Annotated in this window: 21 protein-coding genes and 1 tRNA gene; 20 read left to right on the top strand and 2 right to left on the bottom strand. The window is 57.8% G+C overall.

Features of this window, described 5'->3' with window-relative positions:
- The first annotated feature begins 39 nt into the window (after positions 1-39).
- The 13 genes from pilB (at position 40) to KIG99_RS13435 (ending at position 11,175) form a co-directional block, all read left to right on the top strand.
- Entirely contained in the window at positions 40-1,755 is a 1,716-nt protein-coding gene (pilB, locus tag KIG99_RS13495) for a type IV-A pilus assembly ATPase PilB (protein ID WP_226460629.1), read from the top strand.
- 15 nt (positions 1,756-1,770) lie between these two features.
- The gene (locus tag KIG99_RS13490; protein ID WP_226460628.1) at positions 1,771-3,000 is read left to right on the top strand and encodes a type II secretion system F family protein; all 1,230 of its coding nucleotides are present in this window, start codon (positions 1,771-1,773) and stop codon (positions 2,998-3,000) included.
- Positions 2,997-3,851 carry a prepilin peptidase gene (locus KIG99_RS13485; RefSeq protein WP_226460627.1) on the top strand — a complete coding sequence of 285 codons (855 nt, stop codon included), beginning with the start codon at positions 2,997-2,999 and terminating at the stop codon, positions 3,849-3,851. Before KIG99_RS13490 ends, KIG99_RS13485 begins: the two co-directional genes overlap by 4 nt.
- Positions 3,852-3,921: 70 nt before the next feature.
- Positions 3,922-4,176 carry an FmdB family zinc ribbon protein gene (locus KIG99_RS13480; RefSeq protein WP_226442469.1) on the top strand — a complete coding sequence of 85 codons (255 nt, stop codon included), beginning with the start codon at positions 3,922-3,924 and terminating at the stop codon, positions 4,174-4,176.
- Entirely contained in the window at positions 4,176-4,790 is a 615-nt protein-coding gene (locus KIG99_RS13475; RefSeq protein WP_226461832.1) for a DUF502 domain-containing protein, read from the top strand. Before KIG99_RS13480 ends, KIG99_RS13475 begins: the two co-directional genes overlap by 1 nt.
- A 21-nt stretch (positions 4,791-4,811) precedes the next feature.
- A complete protein-coding gene (aspS, locus tag KIG99_RS13470; protein ID WP_226460626.1) occupies positions 4,812-6,611 on the top strand; it encodes an aspartate--tRNA ligase in 1,800 nt (599 codons plus the stop codon).
- 6 nt (positions 6,612-6,617) lie between these two features.
- The gene (locus KIG99_RS13465) at positions 6,618-6,980 is read left to right on the top strand and encodes a ribonuclease domain-containing protein (protein ID WP_226460625.1); all 363 of its coding nucleotides are present in this window, start codon (positions 6,618-6,620) and stop codon (positions 6,978-6,980) included.
- A 3-nt stretch (positions 6,981-6,983) separates the two neighbouring features.
- Complete coding sequence (locus KIG99_RS13460; protein ID WP_226460624.1) at positions 6,984-7,409, top strand: barstar family protein; 426 nt, start codon at positions 6,984-6,986, stop codon at positions 7,407-7,409.
- Entirely contained in the window at positions 7,406-7,870 is a 465-nt protein-coding gene (nudB, locus tag KIG99_RS13455; RefSeq protein WP_226460623.1) for a dihydroneopterin triphosphate diphosphatase, read from the top strand. The genes KIG99_RS13460 and nudB overlap by 4 nt, the downstream gene beginning before the upstream one ends.
- Before the next feature lie 71 nt (positions 7,871-7,941).
- Positions 7,942-8,829 carry an acetylglutamate kinase gene (gene argB, locus KIG99_RS13450; RefSeq protein ID WP_226460622.1) on the top strand — a complete coding sequence of 296 codons (888 nt, stop codon included), beginning with the start codon at positions 7,942-7,944 and terminating at the stop codon, positions 8,827-8,829.
- A gap of 56 nt (positions 8,830-8,885) precedes the next feature.
- Positions 8,886-9,524, top strand: coding sequence for a pyrimidine 5'-nucleotidase (locus tag KIG99_RS13445; RefSeq protein ID WP_226461831.1), 639 nt, complete (start codon positions 8,886-8,888; stop codon positions 9,522-9,524).
- A gap of 37 nt (positions 9,525-9,561) precedes the next feature.
- On the top strand, positions 9,562-10,173 hold the full coding sequence (gene slmA / locus KIG99_RS13440) for a nucleoid occlusion factor SlmA (protein ID WP_226460621.1): 612 nt from the start codon (positions 9,562-9,564) through the stop codon (positions 10,171-10,173).
- A 372-nt stretch (positions 10,174-10,545) separates the two neighbouring features.
- Positions 10,546-11,175 carry a hypothetical protein gene (locus KIG99_RS13435; protein WP_226460620.1) on the top strand — a complete coding sequence of 210 codons (630 nt, stop codon included), beginning with the start codon at positions 10,546-10,548 and terminating at the stop codon, positions 11,173-11,175.
- Here KIG99_RS13435 and KIG99_RS13430 read toward each other — a convergent pair.
- Complete coding sequence (locus KIG99_RS13430; protein ID WP_226460619.1) at positions 11,137-11,532, bottom strand: hypothetical protein; 396 nt, start codon at positions 11,530-11,532, stop codon at positions 11,137-11,139. The two genes, KIG99_RS13435 and KIG99_RS13430, sit on opposite strands and share 39 nt — an antisense overlap.
- Positions 11,533-11,870: 338 nt before the next feature.
- On the opposite strand from KIG99_RS13430, the gene KIG99_RS13425 reads away from it, so the two are divergent.
- From KIG99_RS13425 to KIG99_RS13400, 6 genes are all read left to right on the top strand, one after another.
- Positions 11,871-12,161, top strand: a complete 291-nt coding sequence (locus KIG99_RS13425) for a helix-turn-helix transcriptional regulator (protein WP_226460618.1) — start codon at positions 11,871-11,873, stop codon at positions 12,159-12,161.
- A 177-nt stretch (positions 12,162-12,338) separates the two neighbouring features.
- Positions 12,339-14,693 carry an EcoAI/FtnUII family type I restriction enzme subunit R gene (hsdR, locus tag KIG99_RS13420; RefSeq protein ID WP_226460617.1) on the top strand — a complete coding sequence of 785 codons (2,355 nt, stop codon included), beginning with the start codon at positions 12,339-12,341 and terminating at the stop codon, positions 14,691-14,693.
- 12 nt (positions 14,694-14,705) lie between these two features.
- Positions 14,706-16,154 carry a type I restriction-modification system subunit M gene (locus KIG99_RS13415; protein WP_226460616.1) on the top strand — a complete coding sequence of 483 codons (1,449 nt, stop codon included), beginning with the start codon at positions 14,706-14,708 and terminating at the stop codon, positions 16,152-16,154.
- Between the two features lie 5 nt (positions 16,155-16,159).
- The gene (locus KIG99_RS13410) at positions 16,160-17,881 is read left to right on the top strand and encodes a restriction endonuclease subunit S (RefSeq protein ID WP_226461830.1); all 1,722 of its coding nucleotides are present in this window, start codon (positions 16,160-16,162) and stop codon (positions 17,879-17,881) included.
- A 1-nt stretch (position 17,882) separates the two neighbouring features.
- Positions 17,883-18,623: a HipA family kinase gene (locus tag KIG99_RS13405; RefSeq protein WP_226460615.1), complete on the top strand. Its 741-nt coding sequence runs from the start codon at positions 17,883-17,885 to the stop codon at positions 18,621-18,623.
- Positions 18,620-19,453 (top strand): DUF3037 domain-containing protein, encoded by an 834-nt coding sequence (locus KIG99_RS13400; protein WP_226460614.1) that lies wholly within the window; start codon positions 18,620-18,622, stop codon positions 19,451-19,453. Before KIG99_RS13405 ends, KIG99_RS13400 begins: the two co-directional genes overlap by 4 nt.
- A 281-nt stretch (positions 19,454-19,734) precedes the next feature.
- Here KIG99_RS13400 and KIG99_RS13395 read toward each other — a convergent pair.
- A tRNA-Met gene (locus KIG99_RS13395) sits at positions 19,735-19,811 on the bottom strand.
- Between the two features lie 130 nt (positions 19,812-19,941).
- Here KIG99_RS13395 and miaB point away from each other — a divergent pair.
- Positions 19,942-21,279, top strand: coding sequence for a tRNA (N6-isopentenyl adenosine(37)-C2)-methylthiotransferase MiaB (miaB, locus tag KIG99_RS13390; RefSeq protein ID WP_226460613.1), 1,338 nt, complete (start codon positions 19,942-19,944; stop codon positions 21,277-21,279).
- Positions 21,280-21,287 lie beyond the last annotated feature (8 nt).

Raw genomic sequence — 21,287 nt, 5'->3', positions numbered from 1 at the left:
GCATCATCGCCCGATCTAGACGGCATTTGACTGTAATTAATGGCAGCGACACCTCAAACTACTCCTCTTAGCGGCCTGGCACGAGCACTGGTACAAGCCGGGCAACTCAAGGAGGCAGAGGCCGAACAGCTGATCTCGCAAGCGAGCTCAGCCAAGATTCCACTGATCGAACAGATCATCGCCAGCCAGAAGGCCTCGGCTCTGGACATCGCACGCTTTGTCGCCGACACCTTCGGCTATCCGCTGCTGGACCTCAACGCCTTCGACGAAGCCCACATCCCGGCAACGGCCATTGACCGCAAGCTCATGGCCACCCACAAGGTCATCCCGCTCAACAAGCGAGGCAACCGGCTGTCGGTTGCCATTTCCGATCCGACCAACCTGCGGGCTCTGGATGAGATCCGCTTCCAGACCGGTCTCGCGGTCGACCCGATTGTTGTCGAACACCCGAAACTGATTCCTCTTGTCAGCAAATTTTCCGAATCAACTGAAGATAGCCTGAAGAATCTAGGTGGCGATGACATCAACCTCGACTTCCTGGATGAAGAATCCAACAATAAGGTGGACGAAGCGGCGGGCCAGGAAATCGACGATGCCCCGGTCGTCAAGTTCATCCAGAAGATGCTGCTCGACGCCATCAACGATGGCGCCTCGGACATCCACTTCGAGCCGTACGAAAAGTATTACCGCATTCGCTTCCGTGTCGATGGCATCCTGCGCGAAGTCGCGACGCCACCGCTCGCCATCAAGGAAAAGATCGCTTCCCGCATCAAGGTTATTTCGCGCCTGAATATCGCCGAAAAGCGCGTCCCCCAGGACGGCCGGATGAAACTGGTGCTCTCCAAGACCCGCGCCATCGACTTCCGGGTCAGCACCCTGCCGACATTGCAAGGCGAAAAGATCGTTCTGCGTATTCTCGACCCAACCTCGGCCACGCTCGGCATCGAGGCGCTCGGTTACGAGCCGGAACAAAAAGTAGCACTCCTCGACGCGGTCAACCGTCCTTACGGCATGGTTTTGGTTACCGGTCCGACCGGCTCCGGCAAAACGGTGTCGCTCTATACCTGCCTCAACATCCTGAACAAGGATGGCGTCAATATCTCGACCGCAGAGGATCCCGCTGAAATCAACCTGCCCGGCGTAAACCAGGTTAACGTTGACGACCGCGCCGGCCTGACCTTCCCGGTAGCCCTCAAGGCCTTCCTGCGCCAGGATCCGGACATCATCATGGTTGGCGAAATCCGCGACCTCGAAACCGCCGAAATCGCCATCAAGGCAGCCCAGACCGGCCACATGGTGCTTTCCACGCTGCACACGAATGACGCACCACAAACCCTGACGCGACTGATGAACATGGGGGTCCCTACCTTCAACATCGCGTCGAGTATCCAGTTGATCACCGCACAACGCCTGGCTCGCCGGCTATGCACCTGCAAAAAGCCGATGACGGTTCCCAACCAGGCCCTGCTCGATGCCGGCTTTACCGAGTCCGACCTCGACGGCTCGTGGACACTGTACGGCCCAGTCGGTTGCGAGCGCTGCAAGGGCAGCGGCTACAAGGGACGGGTCGGCATCTATCAGGTCATGCCGGTCTCGGAAGCCATGCAACGCCTGATCATGAGCGGCGCCAACTCCCTCGACCTGGGGAAACAGGCAGCAGCCGAAGGTGTAAAGAATCTGCGTGAATCCGGTTTGCTCAAGGTCAAGCAAGGCATGACCTCGCTCGACGAAGTACTGAGCACCACCAACATATAAAGCAAAGGAAGTGGAATGGCGACTGCCGCAAGGCCCAAGGCCAGGACCGTAAAGGAAAGCGCTTTCCTCTGGGAGGGCAGGAACAAGGACGGGAAAAACGTGCGCGGCGAAATTCGTGCCGCCAGCGAAACCGTGGTCCAGACCACCTTGCGCCGCCAAGGCATTTCCAATGCCAAGATCAAGAAGGTCCGCTTCAAGAGCGGCGGCAAGATCACCGAAAAGGACATCGCGCTGTTCACGCGCCAGCTGGCCACCATGATGCGCTCGGGCGTACCGCTCCTGCAGGCCTTCGACATCGTCGGTCGCGGCCACGCCAACCCGGCGGTCGGAAAACTCCTGCTCGACATCAAGTCGGATGTCGAAACCGGCAGTTCGCTGTCCCAGGCCTTCCGTAAATACCCGCTGCAATTTGACATACTTTATTGCAATCTGGTTTCAGCGGGCGAGCAGGCCGGCATTCTTGACTCCCTGCTGGAGCGTCTTGCCACCTATAAGGAAAAGATTCTCGCGATCAAGAGCAAGATCAAATCAGCCATGTTCTATCCGATTGCCGTACTGGTCGTTGCCTTCATCATTACAGCTGTGATCATGCTCTTCGTGATTCCAGCCTTCAAGGATGTATTCAAGAGCTTTGGTGCCGACCTTCCGGTTCCAACCCTGATTGTCATTGCCATTTCCGACTTCTTCGTTTCTTACTGGTGGGCGATATTTGCCATCATCGGCGGCGGATTTTATGCTTTTCTGGAAAGCTGGCGGCGGTCCGAAAAAATGCAGATCGTCATGGACCGCCTTCTGCTCCGTCTACCCATATTCGGTGAAATCATCCGAAAATCGGTTATCGCGCGCTGGACACGCACTCTGGCCACCATGTTCGCAGCCGGCGTACCACTCGTAGAATCACTCGAGTCTGTCGGCGGCGCGGCCGGCAATTACGTCTACAAACTGGCCACTCGACAGATCCAGAGCGAAGTTTCCAGCGGCACCAATCTGACCAGCGCCATGGAAAACGTCAACATTTTCCCCAACATGGTGACCCAGATGGTCTCCATCGGCGAGGAGTCCGGGGCCCTGGACTCGATGCTTTCCAAAGTAGCAGACTTTTTTGAACAGGAAGTAGACGATTCTGTCGATGCCATGACCAGCCTGATGGAGCCGCTGATCATGGTTGTTCTTGGTACGCTGATTGGCGGCATGGTAGTCGCGATGTATCTGCCAATATTCAAGATCGGTGCGGTCGTCGGATGATTTTAGATTTACCCACCATCATTACCTTCCTCGCCGGGCTGCTCGGCTTGTGTATCGGCAGCTTCCTTAATGTGGTGATTCACCGACTGCCGAAGATGATGGAGCGCGAATGGCAGGCTCAGTGCGCCGAACTCAGGGGAGAAACGCCCGTACCGGATGACGAGCCCCTGACGCTGGCCAAACCCCGTTCGCGCTGCCCGGCCTGCGGCCATCGGATATCGGCACTCGAAAACATCCCGATCATCAGCTACCTGCTGATTCTCAAGGGAAAATGCGCCGGCTGCGGCACGCAAATCTCGGCACGCTACCCGACCATCGAAGCCCTGACCGCATTGCTCTCTGCGTATACCGTCTGGCACTTCGGCCCGAGCATTCAGGCGGCGGGCGCCTTGGTGCTGGTTTGGGCATTGATCGCCCTGGCAATGATCGACTTCGACACCCAACTGTTACCGGACGCCATCACCCTGCCGCTGCTCTGGCTAGGCCTCGCCTTCAATCTGGACACAACCTATACCGACCTTGCAACTTCAGTCATCGGCGCCATGGCCGGCTATCTCGCGCTGTGGTCGGTATTCTGGCTGTTCAAGCTGGCAACCGGAAAAGAAGGCATGGGCTACGGCGACTTCAAATTGCTGGCCGCACTGGGTGCCTGGCTGGGCTGGCAGATGTTGCCGACCATCATCCTGCTCTCTTCTGTCGTCGGCGCAAGCGTCGGCATTGCACTGATCGTTTTCGGACGCCATGGCCGCAACATCCCCATCCCTTTCGGCCCCTACCTGGCGGCTGCCGGCGGCATCGCCCTGTTCTGGGGACCGGCACTAACCGAACGTTATCTCGGCATGCTCTCTTGAAATATCGGCTGCAAGCCTGATATAAGCATTCCCTGCACTCGGTTATAATTCAAGGTTTTGGAGGATTCCCATGCCGATTTACGAATATCGCTGTGATTCCTGCGGCTTCCAGAAAGAACATCTGCAGAAGATGAGCGACCCGCAGCTCACGACCTGCCCGGAATGCGGCAAGGAAAGCTACACCAAGCAATTGTCGGCCGCCGGCTTCCAGCTCAAGGGAAGCGGCTGGTACGCCACCGATTTCAAGGGCGGCAGCAAGAAAGCTGACGCCGCACCGCCCTGCCAGACCGGGGAAGGAAGCTGCTCGTCGTGCGTGGCCAACTGATCAAACGTTACTTCATCACCGGGCTCCTGATCTGGGTGCCCCTGGTCATCACCGGCTGGGTACTGTCGATGATCGTCAGTACCCTCGATCAGTCCCTGCGCCTGATGCCCGCATCGGTCCACCCGGAAAACCTGGTCGGTTTCCCGATTCCTGGCGCCGGCGCGGTGCTGACGCTGGTCATGATCCTGCTCACCGGCCTGCTCGCCGCCAATTTCATCGGCCAGAAGCTGGTCGTCTGGTGGGAAATGCTGCTCGCCCGCATTCCGGTCGTCAATTCGGTTTACAACAGCGTCAAGCAGGTTTCCGACACGCTCTTCTCACCGAACGGCAACGCCTTCCGCAAGGCCGTCCTGGTTCGCTACCCGCACCAGAACAGCTGGACCATCGCCTTCCTGACCGGTCAACCGGGCGGCGACGTCATAAATCACCTCGATGGCGACTACGTCAGCGTATACGTCCCGACCACCCCCAACCCGACCTCCGGCTTCTTCCTGATGATGCCGGCCAAGGACGTGGTCGAGCTGGAAATGACGGTCGACGAGGCACTCAAGTACATCATTTCGATGGGTGTCGTGGCGCCTCCGCCACACGCTCGCATCACCACCAACACCTGATTAGAACTTACGGAAAGTTTCATGCGTAGCCATTATTGCGGACAACTCAACGCCGCCCTCGACGGGCAAATCGTCACCCTTTGCGGCTGGGCACATCGCCGGCGCGACCACGGCGGCGTCATCTTCATCGACCTGCGCGACCGCGAAGGCCTGGCCCAGATCGTCTGCGATCCGGATCGTGCCGACACTTTCGCCATTGCCGAATCCGTCCGCAACGAGTTCTGCCTGAAGATCACCGGCAAGGTGCGTCCGCGCCCGGCCGGCACGACCAATGCCAACCTGGCTTCCGGCGAGATCGAAATCCTCTGCCATGAAATCGAAGTCCTGAATCCGTCGGTCACGCCGCCGTTCCAGCTCGACGAGGAAAACCTCTCCGAGAACGTCCGCCTGACCCATCGCGTCATCGATCTGCGTCGCCCGCAGATGCAGAACAACCTGATGCTGCGCTACAAGACGGCGCGCGCCTTCCGTCGCTTCCTCGACGATGCCGGCTTCATCGACATCGAAACGCCGATGCTGACCAAGTCCACCCCGGAAGGCGCCCGCGACTATCTCGTGCCGTCGCGCGTCCATTCCGGCCAGTTCTTCGCGCTGCCGCAATCGCCGCAGTTGTTCAAGCAACTGCTGATGGTGGCCGGCTTCGACCGCTACTACCAGATCGTCAAGTGCTTCCGTGACGAAGACCTGCGCGCCGACCGCCAGCCGGAATTCACCCAGGTCGATATCGAAACCTCGTTCATGAGCGAGGCCGAAATCATGGCGCTGACCGAAAAACTGATCCGCACCGTCTTCAAGGAAGCAATCGACGTCGACCTGCCGGACTTCCCGCGCATGACCTACGCCGAAGCCATGCACCGCTTCGGCTCGGACAAGCCGGACCTGCGCGTCACCCTTGAACTCACCGAAGTCACCGACGCCTTCAAGGATGTCGCCTTCAAGGTCTTCGCCGGCGTCGCCAACAGCGAAGGCGGCCGCATCGCCGCCATGCGCATCCCGGGCGGCGCCACGCTGACGCGCGGCGAAATCGATGCCTACACCCAGTTCGTCGGCATCTACGGCGCCAAGGGCCTGGCCTACATCAAGGTCAACGACGTCACGCAGATCAACGAAACCGGCCTGCAGTCGCCGATCGTCAAGAACCTGTCCGAAGCTTCGCTCAAGGCCGTCATCGAGCGCACCGGCGCCCAGTCCGGCGACCTGATCTTCTTCGGCGCCGACAAGGCCAAGATCGTCAATGACGCGCTCGGCGCGCTGCGCATCAAGATCGGCCACGAAAAGGGCTTTGTCACCGGCGCCAAGTGGGCACCGCTGTGGGTCATCGACTTCCCGATGTTCGAATACGACGACGAGAACAAGCGCTGGAGCGCCTGCCACCACCCGTTCACCAGCCCGAAGGACGAGCATCTCGACCTGCTGGTCAGCGATCCGGGCAAGTGCCTGGCCAAGGCCTACGACCTGGCGCTGAACGGCTGGGAACTGGGCGGCGGTTCGGTGCGTATCCACCGCGCCGACGTGCAGGAAAAGGTCTTCTCCGCCCTCAACATCGGTCCGGAAGAACAGCAGGCCAAGTTCGGCTTCCTGCTCGACGCGCTGAAGTACGGCGCGCCGCCGCACGGCGGTCTGGCCTTCGGCCTGGATCGCATCGTCACCATGATGACCGGTGCCGAGTCGATCCGCGACGTGATCGCCTTCCCGAAGACCCAGCGCGCCCAGTGCCTGCTGACCGACGCGCCGTCCGGCGTCGACGAGAAGCAACTGCGCGAACTGCACATCCGTCTGCGCCAGAAGGTCGAAACCCAGGTCGAAATCGACAAGGCCTAAGACAGCATGCAAGTCTGGCTGCGCCTCCTTGTCGTCTTCTGGCTGACGATCGGAAGCGCAGCCGCTTTCACCTTCAACCGTGAAAGCCAGGCGGTCGACACGATTCAAGCGGCGGAATTGCCGTACGAAGCGCAGCGCACGCTGACCCTGATCAAGACCGGCGGCCCGTTTCCCTATGCCCGCGACGGCATCGTCTTCGGCAATTACGAAAAGCTCCTGCCGCAACGCCCGCGCGGCTACTACGCCGAATACACCGTGAAAACGCCCGGCCGCCGCGACCGCGGCCCGCGCCGCATCATTGCCGGCGAGCAGCGCGAGTATTTCTACACCGACGACCATTACCGGACTTTCCGCCGGATTCGGGAGTAGCCGATGCCGCAGCACGCACCGAAAAAATCGCTCGCCTCCGGTTTATTCCATTTTTTACCGGTCGACCGTCCCGGAATCGAGAAAATCGCCCGCCAGCACGGCAGCCGCTTGCTCGCGGTCGACCTCGGCCACGCCGGCTCTCGCGAATTGGTCCTGCACACGCTAGGCCAGGCGCTGGCCTTCCCCGACTGGTACGGCGCCAATTTCGACGCCTTGCACGACTGCCTGGCCGATGAAGAATGGCGCGGCAAATGCGGCAGCATCGTCCTGATAAGCGGCCTGACAACGCTGCGCAAGACTGATCCGGACGCCTACACGACACTGCTCGAAGTCCTAAGCAGCGCCGCCCACATTGCGGATGCCAAACACCCCTTGTGGCTGCTGCTCGACGCACCGGCACCCGGCGCCTCGCCCCTACCCGTCGCATGAGCCACTACAAGCGACCGGTTTCCGTGCTGGTCGTCATCCACACCCCGGCCCTCGACGTCCTGCTCCTTGAGCGCGCCGCCCATCCCGGCTACTGGCAATCGGTCACCGGCAGCCAGGAGGGCGAAGAGAGCCTGCTCGCCACGGCCTGCCGCGAGGTCATGGAAGAAACCGGGCTCGATGCCACCGCCGGCAAGCTCAGCGACTGGCAGCAGGAAAACGTCTACGAAATCTTCGCCGAATGGCGACACCGTTACGCCCCCGGCGTCACGCACAACACCGAACACGTCTTTTCCCTGGAAATCCCGGCCATCCAGCCCGTGAAACTCGCCCCCGGCGAGCATATCGCCCAGCGCTGGCTCCCCTGGCAGGAAGCTGCCTCCGCATGCTTCTCGGCAAGCAATCGCGACGCCATTCTGGCGCTACCAGGCCGCCAGGCCCGAACAGGATCAATCACCGCCTGACCCGCAAACGCCAGACCCCGTTCCGGCCTTTTTCTTTGTACAATCCGCGGCGATTCCACTTGGAGCCCGCCATGAGCATCGAAGACCTTTCCCCCGGCATCAAGGCCGCCGTTCTGGCCGAAGCCCTGCCCTACATCAAGCGTTTCCACGGCAAGACCATCGTCGTCAAATACGGCGGCAACGCGATGACCGACGAACACCTGAAGAGCTGTTTTGCGCGCGACGTCGTGTTGCTCGAGCTGGTCGGCTTCAACATCGTCGTCGTGCATGGAGGCGGCCCGCAGATCGAAAACCTGCTGGCGCGCGTCGGCAAGAAGGGCGAATTCATCCAGGGCATGCGCGTCACCGACGCCGAAACCATGGAAGTCGTCGAAATGGTGCTCGGCGGCCAGGTCAACAAGGATGTCGTCAACCTGATCAACCAGGCCGGCGGCAAGGCAGTCGGCCTGACCGGCAAGGACGGCAACTTCATCCGCGCCAAGAAACTGATGCTGGAAAACAAGGATCATCCGGGCGACCTGATCGACGTCGGCCAGGTCGGCGAGATCGTTTCGATTGACCCGACCCTGATCGACCACCTCGACAAGGGCTCGTTCATCCCGGTCATTGCGCCGATCGGCGTCGGCAAGGATGGCGAGACCTACAACATCAACGCCGACGTCGTCGCCGGCAAGATCGCCGAAGTGCTCAAGGCGGAAAAGCTGGTGCTGCTCACCAACACGCCGGGCGTGCTCGACAAGGAAGGCGAACTGATCACCGGCATCACGCCCAAGCAAATCGACGAAATGGTCGAGGATGGCACGCTGTCCGGCGGCATGCTGCCGAAGATCGGCTCGGCGCTCGACGCGGCGCGCAATGGCGTCAAGGGCGTGCACATCATCGACGGCCGCGTCGAACACGCGCTGTTGCTTGAAATCCTGACCGACCACGGCGTCGGCACGATGATCAAGTCGCACTGAGTGCTGACCGCCACCATCCAAAAGCCCGCCCTGCGGGCTTTTTTTCCATGCGCCCGATGAATAATCCGACCTGGCTGTTCGACCTCGACAACACGCTGCACGACGCCAGCCCGCACATCTTTCCGCAAATCAACCGGGCGATGCGCGATTACATCGAACGCCATCTCGGCCTCGACCGCCAGGCCGCCAACCAGATCCGCCAGCATTACTGGGAACGCTACGGCGCCACGCTGCTCGGCCTGATCCGGCACCACCCGATCGACCCGCACCACTTCCTGCGCGAGACGCATCAGTTCCCCGACCTCGCCGCCAAACTGGTCTTCCAGCCGGCGACGCTGCACGCCCTGCGCCGCCTGCCCGGGCGCAAGATCATCTACTCCAATGCGCCGCGCCATTACATGGACGCCGTACTCAGGATCACCGGCCTGTGGCGCCATTTCGACGCTGCCTATTCGGTCGAGAGCCTGGGCTTCCGGCCCAAACCGATGCGCAGCGGCTTTCACGCCCTGCTCCGTGCCGAACACCTGCAGGCCCGGCAATGCATCATGGTCGAAGACAGCCTGGCCAACCTGGTCACCGCCAAGAAACTCGGCATGAAGACTGTGTGGGTGAGCGCTGGCTTACGCCAATCGCCTTTTGTAGACATCAAAATCAGGTCCGTATTGGAGTTGCCGGCGCGCAGCGGTCGACTATAATTTTCTGACCAAAACCAAAACAGATCTGGGGGCAAACATGGCAATCCAACCCGGCGAACGCCGCCTGCAAATCCTGCAAACCCTGGCCGGCATGCTCGAAACCCCGAAAGGGGAAAAGATCACCACCGCCGCCCTCGCCGCCAAACTGGATTGCTCCGAAGCCGCGCTCTACCGCCACTTCGCCAGCAAGGCGCAGATGTTCGAAAGCCTCATCGAATTCATCGAACAAAGCCTGTTCGGCGTCATCAACCAGATCACCACCGACGAAAGTGAAGGCCTCAAGCAGGTCGAACAGATCATCGCCCTGCTCCTGCGCTTTGCCCAGAAAAACCGCGGCATGACGCGCGTCCTGATCGGCGACGCGCTGGTCAATGAAAACGAGCGCCTGCAACAACGCATCAACGCCCTGCTCGACAAAGTCGAAGCCGCCCTCAAGCTGGCCCTGCGCATCGCCGCCACCCAGGAGAACCTGAAGGCCGACGCCGACTTCGGCGCCCTCGCCAACCTGCTGCGCTGCTACGTTGTCGGCCGCTGGGAACAATACGCACGCAGCGGCTTTGCCCGCGAACCGCTGGCCCAGTGGCAACAACAATGGACCATGCTCTACTTCGCCTGCCTGTCGCAATCGGGAACACCCGGCAGCGATTGATCGCACGCAAACGAAAAAGCCCGCTGATTCGTCAGCGGGCTTTTTGCATTTCTGGTGGCCATGGGCAAAATCTGAAGCCAGGGATCAATAAACAATAAAATCAGATAGATGCGGCATAAAACCCTGGAGACAAGCCACAGTTGAAGCTTCGTTTGTGAGCCTCAATACAACGAGCGCCCCACTCTCGTAATCCCCAAAGCCACTACCACGCCGGCTTGTTATTGAGCTGCTTGAATACATCATCTTCGACGTCGTTAAAGTCCGCAGCGAATAGGCACAGATACCGACTCTCTTTCGATCTCTCGCGCCGAAAACAAAATGGTGATTTTGTTATAATTGTCGATTATTTGTATATTTTGTGAAAATAGCGAAATGAATAATGCAATCAATCACTTGTTGAAATTTGCGATTGTGGCCACCGTTTCTGCAAGCGCCATAGCTGCACCGGATAGCCCCGACAGGGCATACAGGGCTGAACTGGCTTATCTGGAGAAAAAAGCTCCATTCAGTTTCGATAATCCTGCGTGCAGGGGGTTCTTGAATCGCAACTGGAGTCGTTTCACCGGACTTGCCTCGCAGTATCAACAACTGGAGCAGGAGTACATGAACGGCGCAAACAGAGCATCGTTGTGTGGCATACAAAAAGGGTATGCGATGTACATCTGGATGTCCTATTTCGAAGACGTGCGTTACAGCCAGCAATTTGCGGGAAAAGGGCTACAGGTGCAACTACGCGAAGCAACCAACAAATTCATGCAAACCAGGATTGATGTCTTTGAAGATTTTATTCACAACGTAAACTGCAACGCCAACACGCCGCGAATCAACTCCGTAGGCGGCCAGTTCACGCAAACCGTTCACGTGTCCTGCTCAACCTCATTGGGGCCAGCAATTATCAATCTGGAGAATCTACACATCTCGGTGGGGGGCAAAGACATTTGGAATGGCCCGCGCGATGAGTACTTAGGCAAAAGCTTCTGGGCCATTTATCGCCAACCGTGAGTTGCCCCCCTCCTGGGATCCAAGGGAGCCAAGCCGCCGGCGTGGCATGGGGCAAGGGCAGGCGCACAGGAAGCCGCCGTTATTGACTGAGCGTGATACCGAAAAAGCCTTGAGGAAGCGCTTGGCCGGGATGGTCTGCTTGAGGTCGGCGCCGGTCAGGCAAGCGGTAATGTTGGCGAACGGAATAATCTCGCGGCCGAAGTAACCGGACCCACCTTGGTTTTCCAGGAAGGTGAAGAAGATTTCGGTGGAAGCCTCGTCCTTCAGGAGGGCGTAGACAATGCCGCCCTGCGCGTTCAGGCTGGTCTTGGGTGCGGTCTGGGTTGAGAGATGCAGATAGACGGTGATATTGCTCATGATATGCGTCCTTTCGTGGCCTCATAAACAGAAAAGCCCGTGATCGCTGAGGATCACGGGCTTCTGTAGGGCGTTGGCGGGTAGGTGGCTTAGCGCTGAATCTCGATGCGCAACTCAATTTCAATGTGGTCGGGCCAGACGGCATCGATCACGACGGGTACAAGATTGGAAAACATGGCGAACCTCATGAAGTTAGGTGATGACCGCTGATCGAAATGCCGGCCAGCGCTGGCGGGGTGCTCCCAAAGGGATGATATGGGCCTGAAACCGTGGCCTCTGACGTCGGCCCTTGTCGAAACAAACCGGTAGATACCTGCTTTGTCACCTTGGAGGACCCCATGACCCCTAACACCTTGCAATCCACTTCCTGGCTCGCCAAACGGCTGGGCTTATCGGTTTCCACCATCGAACGCCTGCGCACCCGGGGTGAAGGGCAGTTGCCGCCGCATCTGGTGATCGGCCGACACACAATCCGCTATGACGTGGGTGTCGTTGAGGACTGGCTGGCGGCGCGGCAGCATGGCCGGGCGACAACGCCATCTAGCCCCACGCCTAATGCTGAGCCAACAGCGCGCAAAACACTTTTTCGTAAGCGCTTGATCAGCGCGACGGCCACCGCCAAGGATTGATTAGGCTACTACTCCAGAATCCCGCTTTCCCCCTTTGGGGGAAGGCGGGATTCTTCTGCAGGTGCTTATGGCAGTGGAAAACCTCACTTGAGGTGGCGGACGCACACCTTCAATTCCTCCCCTTCTATTTAATTCCTTTATCATTCCTGCTTCACCCCACGAACCGAACGAACAGTCATGTCCAAGCTTTCCGAACGCGACGTATGCAGCAAATTCATTACCCCGGCCTTAGTGTCTGCCGGATGGGATCTGCAAACTCAAATTCGTGAAGAAGTCAGCTTTACCAAGGGCCGGATCATCGTTCGTGGCAAGCTGCACAGCCGGGGTAAAGGCAAGCGAGCAGACTACGTTCTGTACCTCCGCCCTAACCAGCCCATTGCCCTGATCGAGGCTAAGGATCAGACGTATAGCCTTGGTGCCGGCATGCAACAAGGATTGGACTACGCTGAAACACTCGACATCCCCTTCGTGTTTTCCAGCAACGGCGATGGCTTCCTGTTTCATGACCGTACCGGCAATGCGGCGACGACCGAAACCGAGCTGACGCTAGCGGACTTCCCCTCCCCGGCCGAACTCTGGCAGCGCTATTGCGCATGGAAAGGTTTGTCCGGCGACGCGGTCACGACGGTTGAAACGCCCTACTACGACGATGGTTCAGGCCGTCTACCGCGTTACTACCAGGCTACTGCCGTCAATCGCACTGTCGAAGCAGTAGCACGGGGGCAGAATCGCATTCTGCTGGTCATGGCGACGGGTACCGGCAAGACCTATACCGCCTTCCAGATCATCTGGCGTTTGTGGAAATCAAAGGTAAAGAAACGCATCCTGTTCCTGGCTGACCGCAACATCCTCGTCGATCAGACCCGGACCAATGACTTCAAGCCGTTTGGTCAGGCCATGACCAAGATCGAGAAGCGCCAGGCCAACAAGGCGTATGAAATCTACCTGTCGCTGTATCAGGCAGTCACTGGCAATGAAGAAGAAAAGAACATCTACAAGCAGTTCTCCCCGGACTTCTTTGACCTGATCATCATCGATGAGTGTCACCGGGGCAGCGCTGCCGAGGATTCGGCTTGGCGTGACATCCTGGATTACTTTTCAGCGGCCACGCAGGTTGGACTGACAGCGACCCCAAAGGAAACCAAGGATGTATCCAACATCCATTACTTCGGCGACCCGGTCTATACCTACTCGCTCAAGCAAGGCATCGATGACGGCTTCCTCGCCCCCTACAAGGTCGTTCGCATCGATATCGACAAGGACATGCAAGGCTGGCGGCCTGCCAAGGGGCAAGTCGATAAGCACGGGTTGATCATTGAAGATCGTATCTACAACCAGAAGGATTTCGACCGCACCCTCGTCCTTGAGAAGCGCACCGAACTGGTTGCCCGCAAGATCACCGAGTTCCTGAAGGCCACGGACCCGTTCGCCAAGACCATCGTTTTCTGCGAAGACATCGATCACGCCGAGCGCATGCGGCAGGCCCTGGTCAATCTGAACCCGGAACGCGTCAAAGAAAACCGCAAGTATGTGATGCGGATTACGGGTGACGAGCAGGAAGGCAAAGCCGAACTGGACAACTTCATCGATCCGGAAAGCCGCTACCCGGTCATCGCCACCACCAGCAAGCTGATGACGACCGGCGTAGATGCCCAGACCTGCAAGCTGATAGTGCTTGATCAGCGCATCCAGTCGATGACCGAATTCAAGCAGATCATCGGCCGCGGTACCCGGATCAACGAGGACTTCGGCAAGTACTGGTTCACCATCATGGACTTCAAGAAGGCGACCGAGCTTTTCGCGGACCCTGCTTTCGATGGCGATCCTGTCCAGGTGTTTGAGCCGGGTCCGGAAGAGCCGCCCGTACCGCCAGATGAACCGGGTGATGAAGGCTTACCCGGTGATGGCGAAGGTGAACCGGAACCTCCCGGCCTACCGCCGTTAGGTGAGGGAGAAGGTCGAATCAAATACGTGCTTGGGGGTGAAGTGACCGTTTATGTCGTCGCTGAGCGGGTTCAATACTACGGCCCGGACGGTAAGCTGATCACGGAATCGCTCAAGGACTACACACGCAATGCGGTGCGCAAGGAATACGCTTCGCTGGATGACTTCCTGCGCCGCTGGAATAGCACAGACAAGAAGCAGGTCCTGTTTGAAGAGCTTGAGGCCCAAGGAGTACTCCTTGAAGCCCTGTCAGAAGAGGTTGGCAAAAAGTACGGCAAGGAATTCGACCCGTTTGATCTGATCTGCCATGTCGCTTTTGACCGTCCTGCGCTTTCCCGTAAGGAACGGGCTGAACAGGTCAAGAAACGCGACGTTTTCACCAAGTATGGCGATCAGGCCCGTGCAGTTTTGAGCGCCTTGCTTGATAAGTACGCGGATGCCGGCATCGAGAGCATCGAAGACATTAAAATCCTGACCCTCGATCCTTTCTCACGTCTAGGTACGGCGCCGGAGCTGATCAAGTCCTTCGGTGGCAAACCTGCCTATCTCCAGGCAGTGCATGAACTAGAACAACAACTGTACGGTTAATCGGAATCTCCCATGTCTATCAGCAGCACGATCAAATCCATCCAAGACATCATGCGCAAGGATGTCGGCGTCGATGGCGACGCCCAGCGTATTGGCCAGTTGGTCTGGATGTTTTTCCTCAAGATCTACGACGACAAGGAAACCGAGTACGAACTCCTAAATGACGACTACTTCTCGCCCATTCCAGAGGCGCTGCGCTGGCGGAATTGGGCGGCCAACCCGGAAGGTCTGACCGGCGACGATCTGCTCGACTTCGTCAATAACCAGCTCTTCAAGACACTCAAAGACCTGCAACCACTGCACAACGACCAGCGTGGCTTCGTCATTCGCAGTGTCTTCGAGGACGCCTACAACTATATGAAGTCCGGCCATCTGATCCGGCAGGTCATCAACAAGATCAACGAAGGCATCGACTTCAACAAGGCGCAGGATCGTCACCTGTTCGGCGACCTATACGAGCAAATTCTGCGCGACCTGCAAAATGCTGGGAATGCTGGCGAGTACTACACGCCGCGTCCGGTCACGCAGTTCATGGTGGATATGGTTGCCCCGCAGCTTGGCGAAAAGATCCTCGACCCTGCATGTGGTACGGGCGGCTTCCTGACCTGTGCGATTGAAACGGTGCGCAAGCAGCACGTCAAAACAGTCGAACAAGAGCAAATGCTTCAAGAATCGATCTTCGGCGTCGAGAAAAAGCCGCTGCCACACCTGCTTTGCACGACCAACATGATCCTGCACGGCATCGATGTTCCGACCAACGTCCGCCACGACAACACGCTATCGCGTCCGCTGCGCGATTACGGCCCCAAGGATCGGGTCGATGTGATTGTCACCAACCCGCCCTTCGGTGGCATGGAAGAAGATGGCATCGAAACCAATTTCCCGGCCAACTTCCGCACCCGCGAAACGGCCGACCTGTTTCTTGTGCTGATCATGCACCTGCTCAAGGATGGTGGCCGCGCTGCCGTGGTGCTGCCTGACGGCACACTGTTCGGCGAGGGCATCAAGACCCGCATCAAGGAACAGTTGCTGACTACCTGCAACCTGCACACTATCGTCCGCCTGCCCAACGGCGTCTTTGCCCCTTACACCGGCATCAAGACCAATCTGCTCTTCTTCACCAAGGGTACGCCAACGCAGGATGTCTGGTTCTACGAGCACCCCTACCCGCCGGGTGTAAAGAATTACAACAAGACCAAGCCGATGCGTCTCGAGGAGTTCGCTGCGGAGAAGGTTTGGTGGGATAACCGTGTCGAGAACGAATACGCTTGGAAAGTCAGCGCTGACGACATCAAGGCGCGCAACTACAACCTCGACATAAAGAATCCGCATAGCCCGGATCAGGTAAGCCACGACCCGGATGAACTGCTAGCCGAATACACCCTGTTGCAACAACGTATCGCGGCCACCCGTGATCAGTTGAAGGCCGTTCTAGCCGCCGCACTGGAGGACAAGGGGTGAGCGTGATGTTGAGTGTACATCTACCGCTGCTGGCCTCGGCGCCTAATGGGATTCAGAAACTGCGTGGGCTGATTCTGGAATTGGCGGTACGCGGTAAGCTGGTGCCGCAAGACCCAAACGACGAGCCCGCGAGCGAATTACTCAGGCTGGTTGCCAAGGAGCGGGCACGACTGGAGGTGGAAGGCGTTTGCAAAAAATCAAAGTGTGTTCCACCGGCTAGTGCTGATGAACAGCCGTTTACGTTGCGGGATGGTTGGAAGTGGGCACGGCTTGATTCCGTTGCGCCACTTCCAATAGCAGACGGTGATTGGATTGAGAGCAAGGATCAGGACGTCAACGGAAACGTTCGTCTCGTTCAACTCGCTGACGTTGGTGTTGGCGAATTCAAGAACAAGTCAGCGAGATTCGTAAATGATGAAACGTTTTCTCGTCTGAACTGCACAGAAATCGTTCCTGGCGACATCCTCGTCGCTCGCCTGCCAAACCCAATCGGTCGCGCTTGCATTTTCCCGGGGCTGGATCAGAAAGCCATAACTGTCGTTGACGTAGCAATCCTTCGCCCGATGAAGGGAACCTGTAGCGACTACTTCGTTCTCGCCATTAACGCCAAGCCATTTCGGGAGCAAGTCGAAAGCTATGGCAAAGGTGCAACGCGGTTTAGGGTTTCTACCGGACACTTAAAGACCATTGCACTTCCCATCCCCCCGCTCGCCGAACAGCACCGCATCGTCGCCAAAGTCGATGAACTGATGACCCTCTGCGACCGGCTAGAGGCCGAGCAGATGGATACTGCCACCGCTCATGCCCGACTCGTCGAAACCCTGCTCGGCACGCTCACCCAAAGCACCGACGCCACCGACCTCGCCGCCAACTGGCAACGCCTCGCCGGCCACTTCGACGCGCTGTTCACCACCGAAGCCAGCATCGGTGCGCTCAAGCAGACTGTGCTGCAACTGGCGGTGATGGGCAAACTGGTGCCGCAAGACTCCAACGACGAACCAGCTAACGAACTGCTCAAGCAGATTGCGGATGAACGAGCGCGATTAGAGACCGACGGCATCTGCAAAAAATCAAAGTTGATGCCGCCGATTGGCGAGGATGAGCAGCCGTTTGACGTTCCAGAAAGTTGGGCGTGGGAACGGATCGGAAACTACGCAATCCAGACCGACTACGGACTATCAGAAAAGACCTTTCCTGCGACTGAGGGGGTCCCCGTACTCAAGATGGGCGACATTCAGGCCGGCAACGTTATCCTTGGCGGTCAGAAAGCAATACCAGTTACAACGGAAGGGTTACCGTACCTGTTTTTGGAGCGCTACGACCTTCTATACAACCGTACCAACAGCGCAGAGTTGGTTGGAAAGACAGGGATTTTTCGCGGGCCAGCACAGCAATACTCATTTGCGTCGTACTTGATCCGTATTCGTTGCGCAAATGGGTTGGTATCGCCCTGCTTTTTGAACTTCGTGATGAATTCCCCAATGTTCAGAGAGACTGAAATTGTCCCGCACCTCAAACAACAGTGCGGTCAGGCGAACGTTAATGGAACCATACTTCGAAATATGCGCATTCCAGTTCCACCTGCGGCCGAACAACATCGCATCGTCGCCAAAGTCGATGAGATGATGGCTTTATGCGATAACTTGAAAGCCGACCTAGCCAGCGCTCGTCAGCATCAAGCCAAATTGTCCGATACTCTGATCGAATCAGCTTTGGAGGCTGCCTGACGTGAGCGAACCTACCGTCGTCATCGAGGAAATTTTGCGACGCTCTGAACAGGGCGTTACCCGACCTTTTGTCTGCCGGGGTGATGACGGCGTCCTGTATTACGCCAAGGGCAAAGGCGCTGGCCGGCGCAGTCAGATATGCGAATGGGTTGCCGCCCAGCTGGCGACTGCCTTTGGTCTACCTATCGCTGAATATGCCTTGGCCGAAGTTCCAATTGAATTGGTTGATGCACAGATATTTCCGGAGATCAACGATCTAGGGTGTGGCATTGTGTTCGCTTCGCGGGAATTGTCGCACCCGCAGGAGTTGACCGTAACAACGCGGAACTTGGTCTCCCCGGAACATGCAACGGATATCTTGGTCTTCGATTGGTGGGTGCACAACGAGGATCGACACCTTACTGAGCGCGGCGGCAACCCCAATCTGCTGTGGGATATGCAGGCAGGTGGCCTTGTGGTGATCGACCACAATCAGGCTTTTGATCCGGACTTCAACATCGAAAACTTCCTGGCCTCCCATGTTTTTGCCGACCACTGGAACCAGGTTTTCAGTGATCATGTCGAACGAGACCGGTACAGAACCAAGCTGGTTGCTGCCTTAGCCAAGTTGCCAGATATCCGTGTTAACATCCCCGATTCTTGGTGGTTTGTTGACGAAGGCGTCCCGGCCGATGTGACTTGGGATGAAATCGTTACTTGTCTGGAACGCTGCCACCGGAAAGATTTTTGGGATACACCGTGAAAAAGTTTGCCTGCCAATATGCCCTGCTGCGCTTTCGTCCGTTCGTTGAAACGGGCGAGTTCGCCAATGTGGGTATCGTTATGATAGCGCCCGAGGCACGCTTTTTCGGTTTCCGCCTATTGAAACACTACGGTCACATTACCCGGTTTTTCCACCAGCTTGACCGCAAGGTTTACTTGGATGGCAAGGGGCTTTTTAAGGAAGAACTAGACCGTTTTGCCGGAGAGTTGCGTAGATTGGCATTGGATGGCCGCAAAACTCGGCCGGATATTCAACTTGCCCGAAATCTTTTTACCGAGCTCGTCCGCCCCCGAGAAGCGATGCTGCAGTTTGCCGAGCAACGCGTAGTGCTGGCCGACAACCCCAAGGAAAAGCTTGGGGAACTGTTTGATCATTACATTGAACGCAATTTTGTCACCAAGGAATATCAAGAGCGCCTGCTGGAAAGCACGGTCCGCAAACTGCTTTTCCGTGAACAGATGGGCACCAAGTATCAGCGCGAGAAAATCGGCACTCCTGATTTCGCCGTAAACTTCCCCTTCGTACTAATGGCTGAAGGCAAAGCGCAACGGATCATCAAGCCGCTTTACTTAGCGCAGGGTGACACCACCAAGATACTGAACCACGGCGGGCAATGGGTAGACAAAGTACGTCGCCTACGTAAGCGCAATGCCTTGCCAGAAGACGTTCTTTTCCCGGTCACCGCACCGCAGGCTGGTACCAATGCCTACGATGCGTTCACCGAAATTCGTGACGACCTCGTCATGATCGATGTCCAGGTTGTACCTGCAAACGACGAAAACGGGATTTTGAAGTTCGCCACGATCTGAAATCACTTAGCCTGAGCTAGATCGGTGTGGAAAGCGCTTGATCTGGCTCTGACCAGATATTGACCAGACGACAAAAAAGCCAACCGGTCTCGGTTGGATTTTTCTTTTGCAAATCAACAACCTGCGAAAAATTTATCTGGAGCGGGCAATGGGAATCGAACCCTATTCACACCTTGCCGAAACAGGACCAAACTGGATCGCGCCCGACCTGACCAGAACCAGAAATTCACCAGACAGCAAAAAGCCCAGCCGGTGAGGGCTGGGCTTTTGCTTGTATCTGTTGGTGGTGATGGGCAGAATCGAACTGCCGACCTATGGGTTATGAATCCATCGCTCTAACCGACTGAGCTACATCACCACGCTTCAAGGGCGCGGATTATAGTTTGGGCGGCGTTATCCGGTCAACGAGTTTTGCTCGGTTATAATGGCGACCTTTCCCGGTTGCCATCCGCTGCGCCGGTAACCCCTGATTGCAAAGTAGTTTATCCATGGTAAAAAAATTGTTCATCCGCACTTTCGGGTGCCAGATGAATGAGTACGATTCGGACAAGATGGCCGACGTGCTCAACGCCTCCGAGGAAATCGTCAAGACCGACAACCCGGAAGAAGCCGACATCATCCTGTTCAACACCTGCTCAGTGCGCGAGAAGGCGCAGGAGAAGGTTTTTCACGACCTGGGCCGGGTGCGCCACCTGAAAAAGCTCAACCCGAACCTGGTGATCGGCGTCGGCGGCTGCGTCGCCAGCCAGGAAGGCGACGCCATCGTGGCGCGCGCGCCCTACGTCGATATCGTATTCGGACCGCAGACGCTGCACCGCCTGCCGCAGTTGATTGCCGACCGCAAGAGCAGCGGCAAGGCGGCGGTCGATGTCTCCTTCCCGGAAATCGAGAAATTCGACGCGATGCCGCCGTCCGAGATCAAGGACGCTTCGGCTTTCGTCTCGATCATGGAAGGCTGCTCCAAGTTCTGCACCTTCTGCATCGTGCCCTACACGCGCGGCGGCGAGGTTTCCCGGCCGTTCAACGACGTCCTGACCGAGGTGGCCGACCTGGCTGCGAACGGCGTCGGCGAAGTCACGTTGCTCGGCCAGAACGTCAATGCCTACCGCGGCGACATGGAAGGCAGCGAAGAGAAGGCCGACCTCGCACTGCTCATCGAATACATCGCCGAGATTCCCGGCATCGAGCGCATCCGCTACACCACCTCGCATCCGCGCGAGATGTCGGACCGCCTGATCGACACCTACCGCACCGTGCCCAAGCTGGTCTCGCACCTGCATCTGCCCGTGCAGGCCGGTTCCGACCGCGTGCTGGCGGCGATGAAGCGCGGCTACATGAGCATCGAGTACAAGTCGATCATCCGCAAGCTGCGCGCAGCGCGCCCGGAGATTTCGATTTCTTCGGACTTCATCGTCGGCTTCCCCGGCGAGACGGACGAGGACTTCGAGAAGACCATGAAGCTGATCGAGGATGTCGGCTTCGACAGTTCCTTCTCCTTCCTCTACAGTCCGCGCCCCGGCACGCCGGCGATCGAGATGGAAGACACGACGCCGACCGAGGTCAAGTCGGCGCGTCTGCTGCGCCTGCAAAAGCGCATCGACGAGCAGTCGCAGGTGATCAGCCAGGCCATGGTCGGCAGCATCCAGCGCGTGCTGGTCGAAGGTACGTCGAAGAAAGACGTACACGAACTGGCCGGACGCACCGACAACAACCGCATCGTCAATTTCGGCGGCAATCCCCGTCTGATCAACACCTTCGTCGATGTCCGCATCACCGGCGTGCTGTCGCATACCTTGAGGGGCGAAATTGTCATCCGCGAAGAGTAGCGGCACCA

The sequence above is a fragment of the Quatrionicoccus australiensis genome (assembly GCF_020510425.1).
GTDB classification, from domain to species: Bacteria; Pseudomonadota; Gammaproteobacteria; order Burkholderiales; family Rhodocyclaceae; genus Azonexus; species Azonexus australiensis_A.
This window is presented reverse-complemented; position numbering and strand designations above follow the sequence as displayed.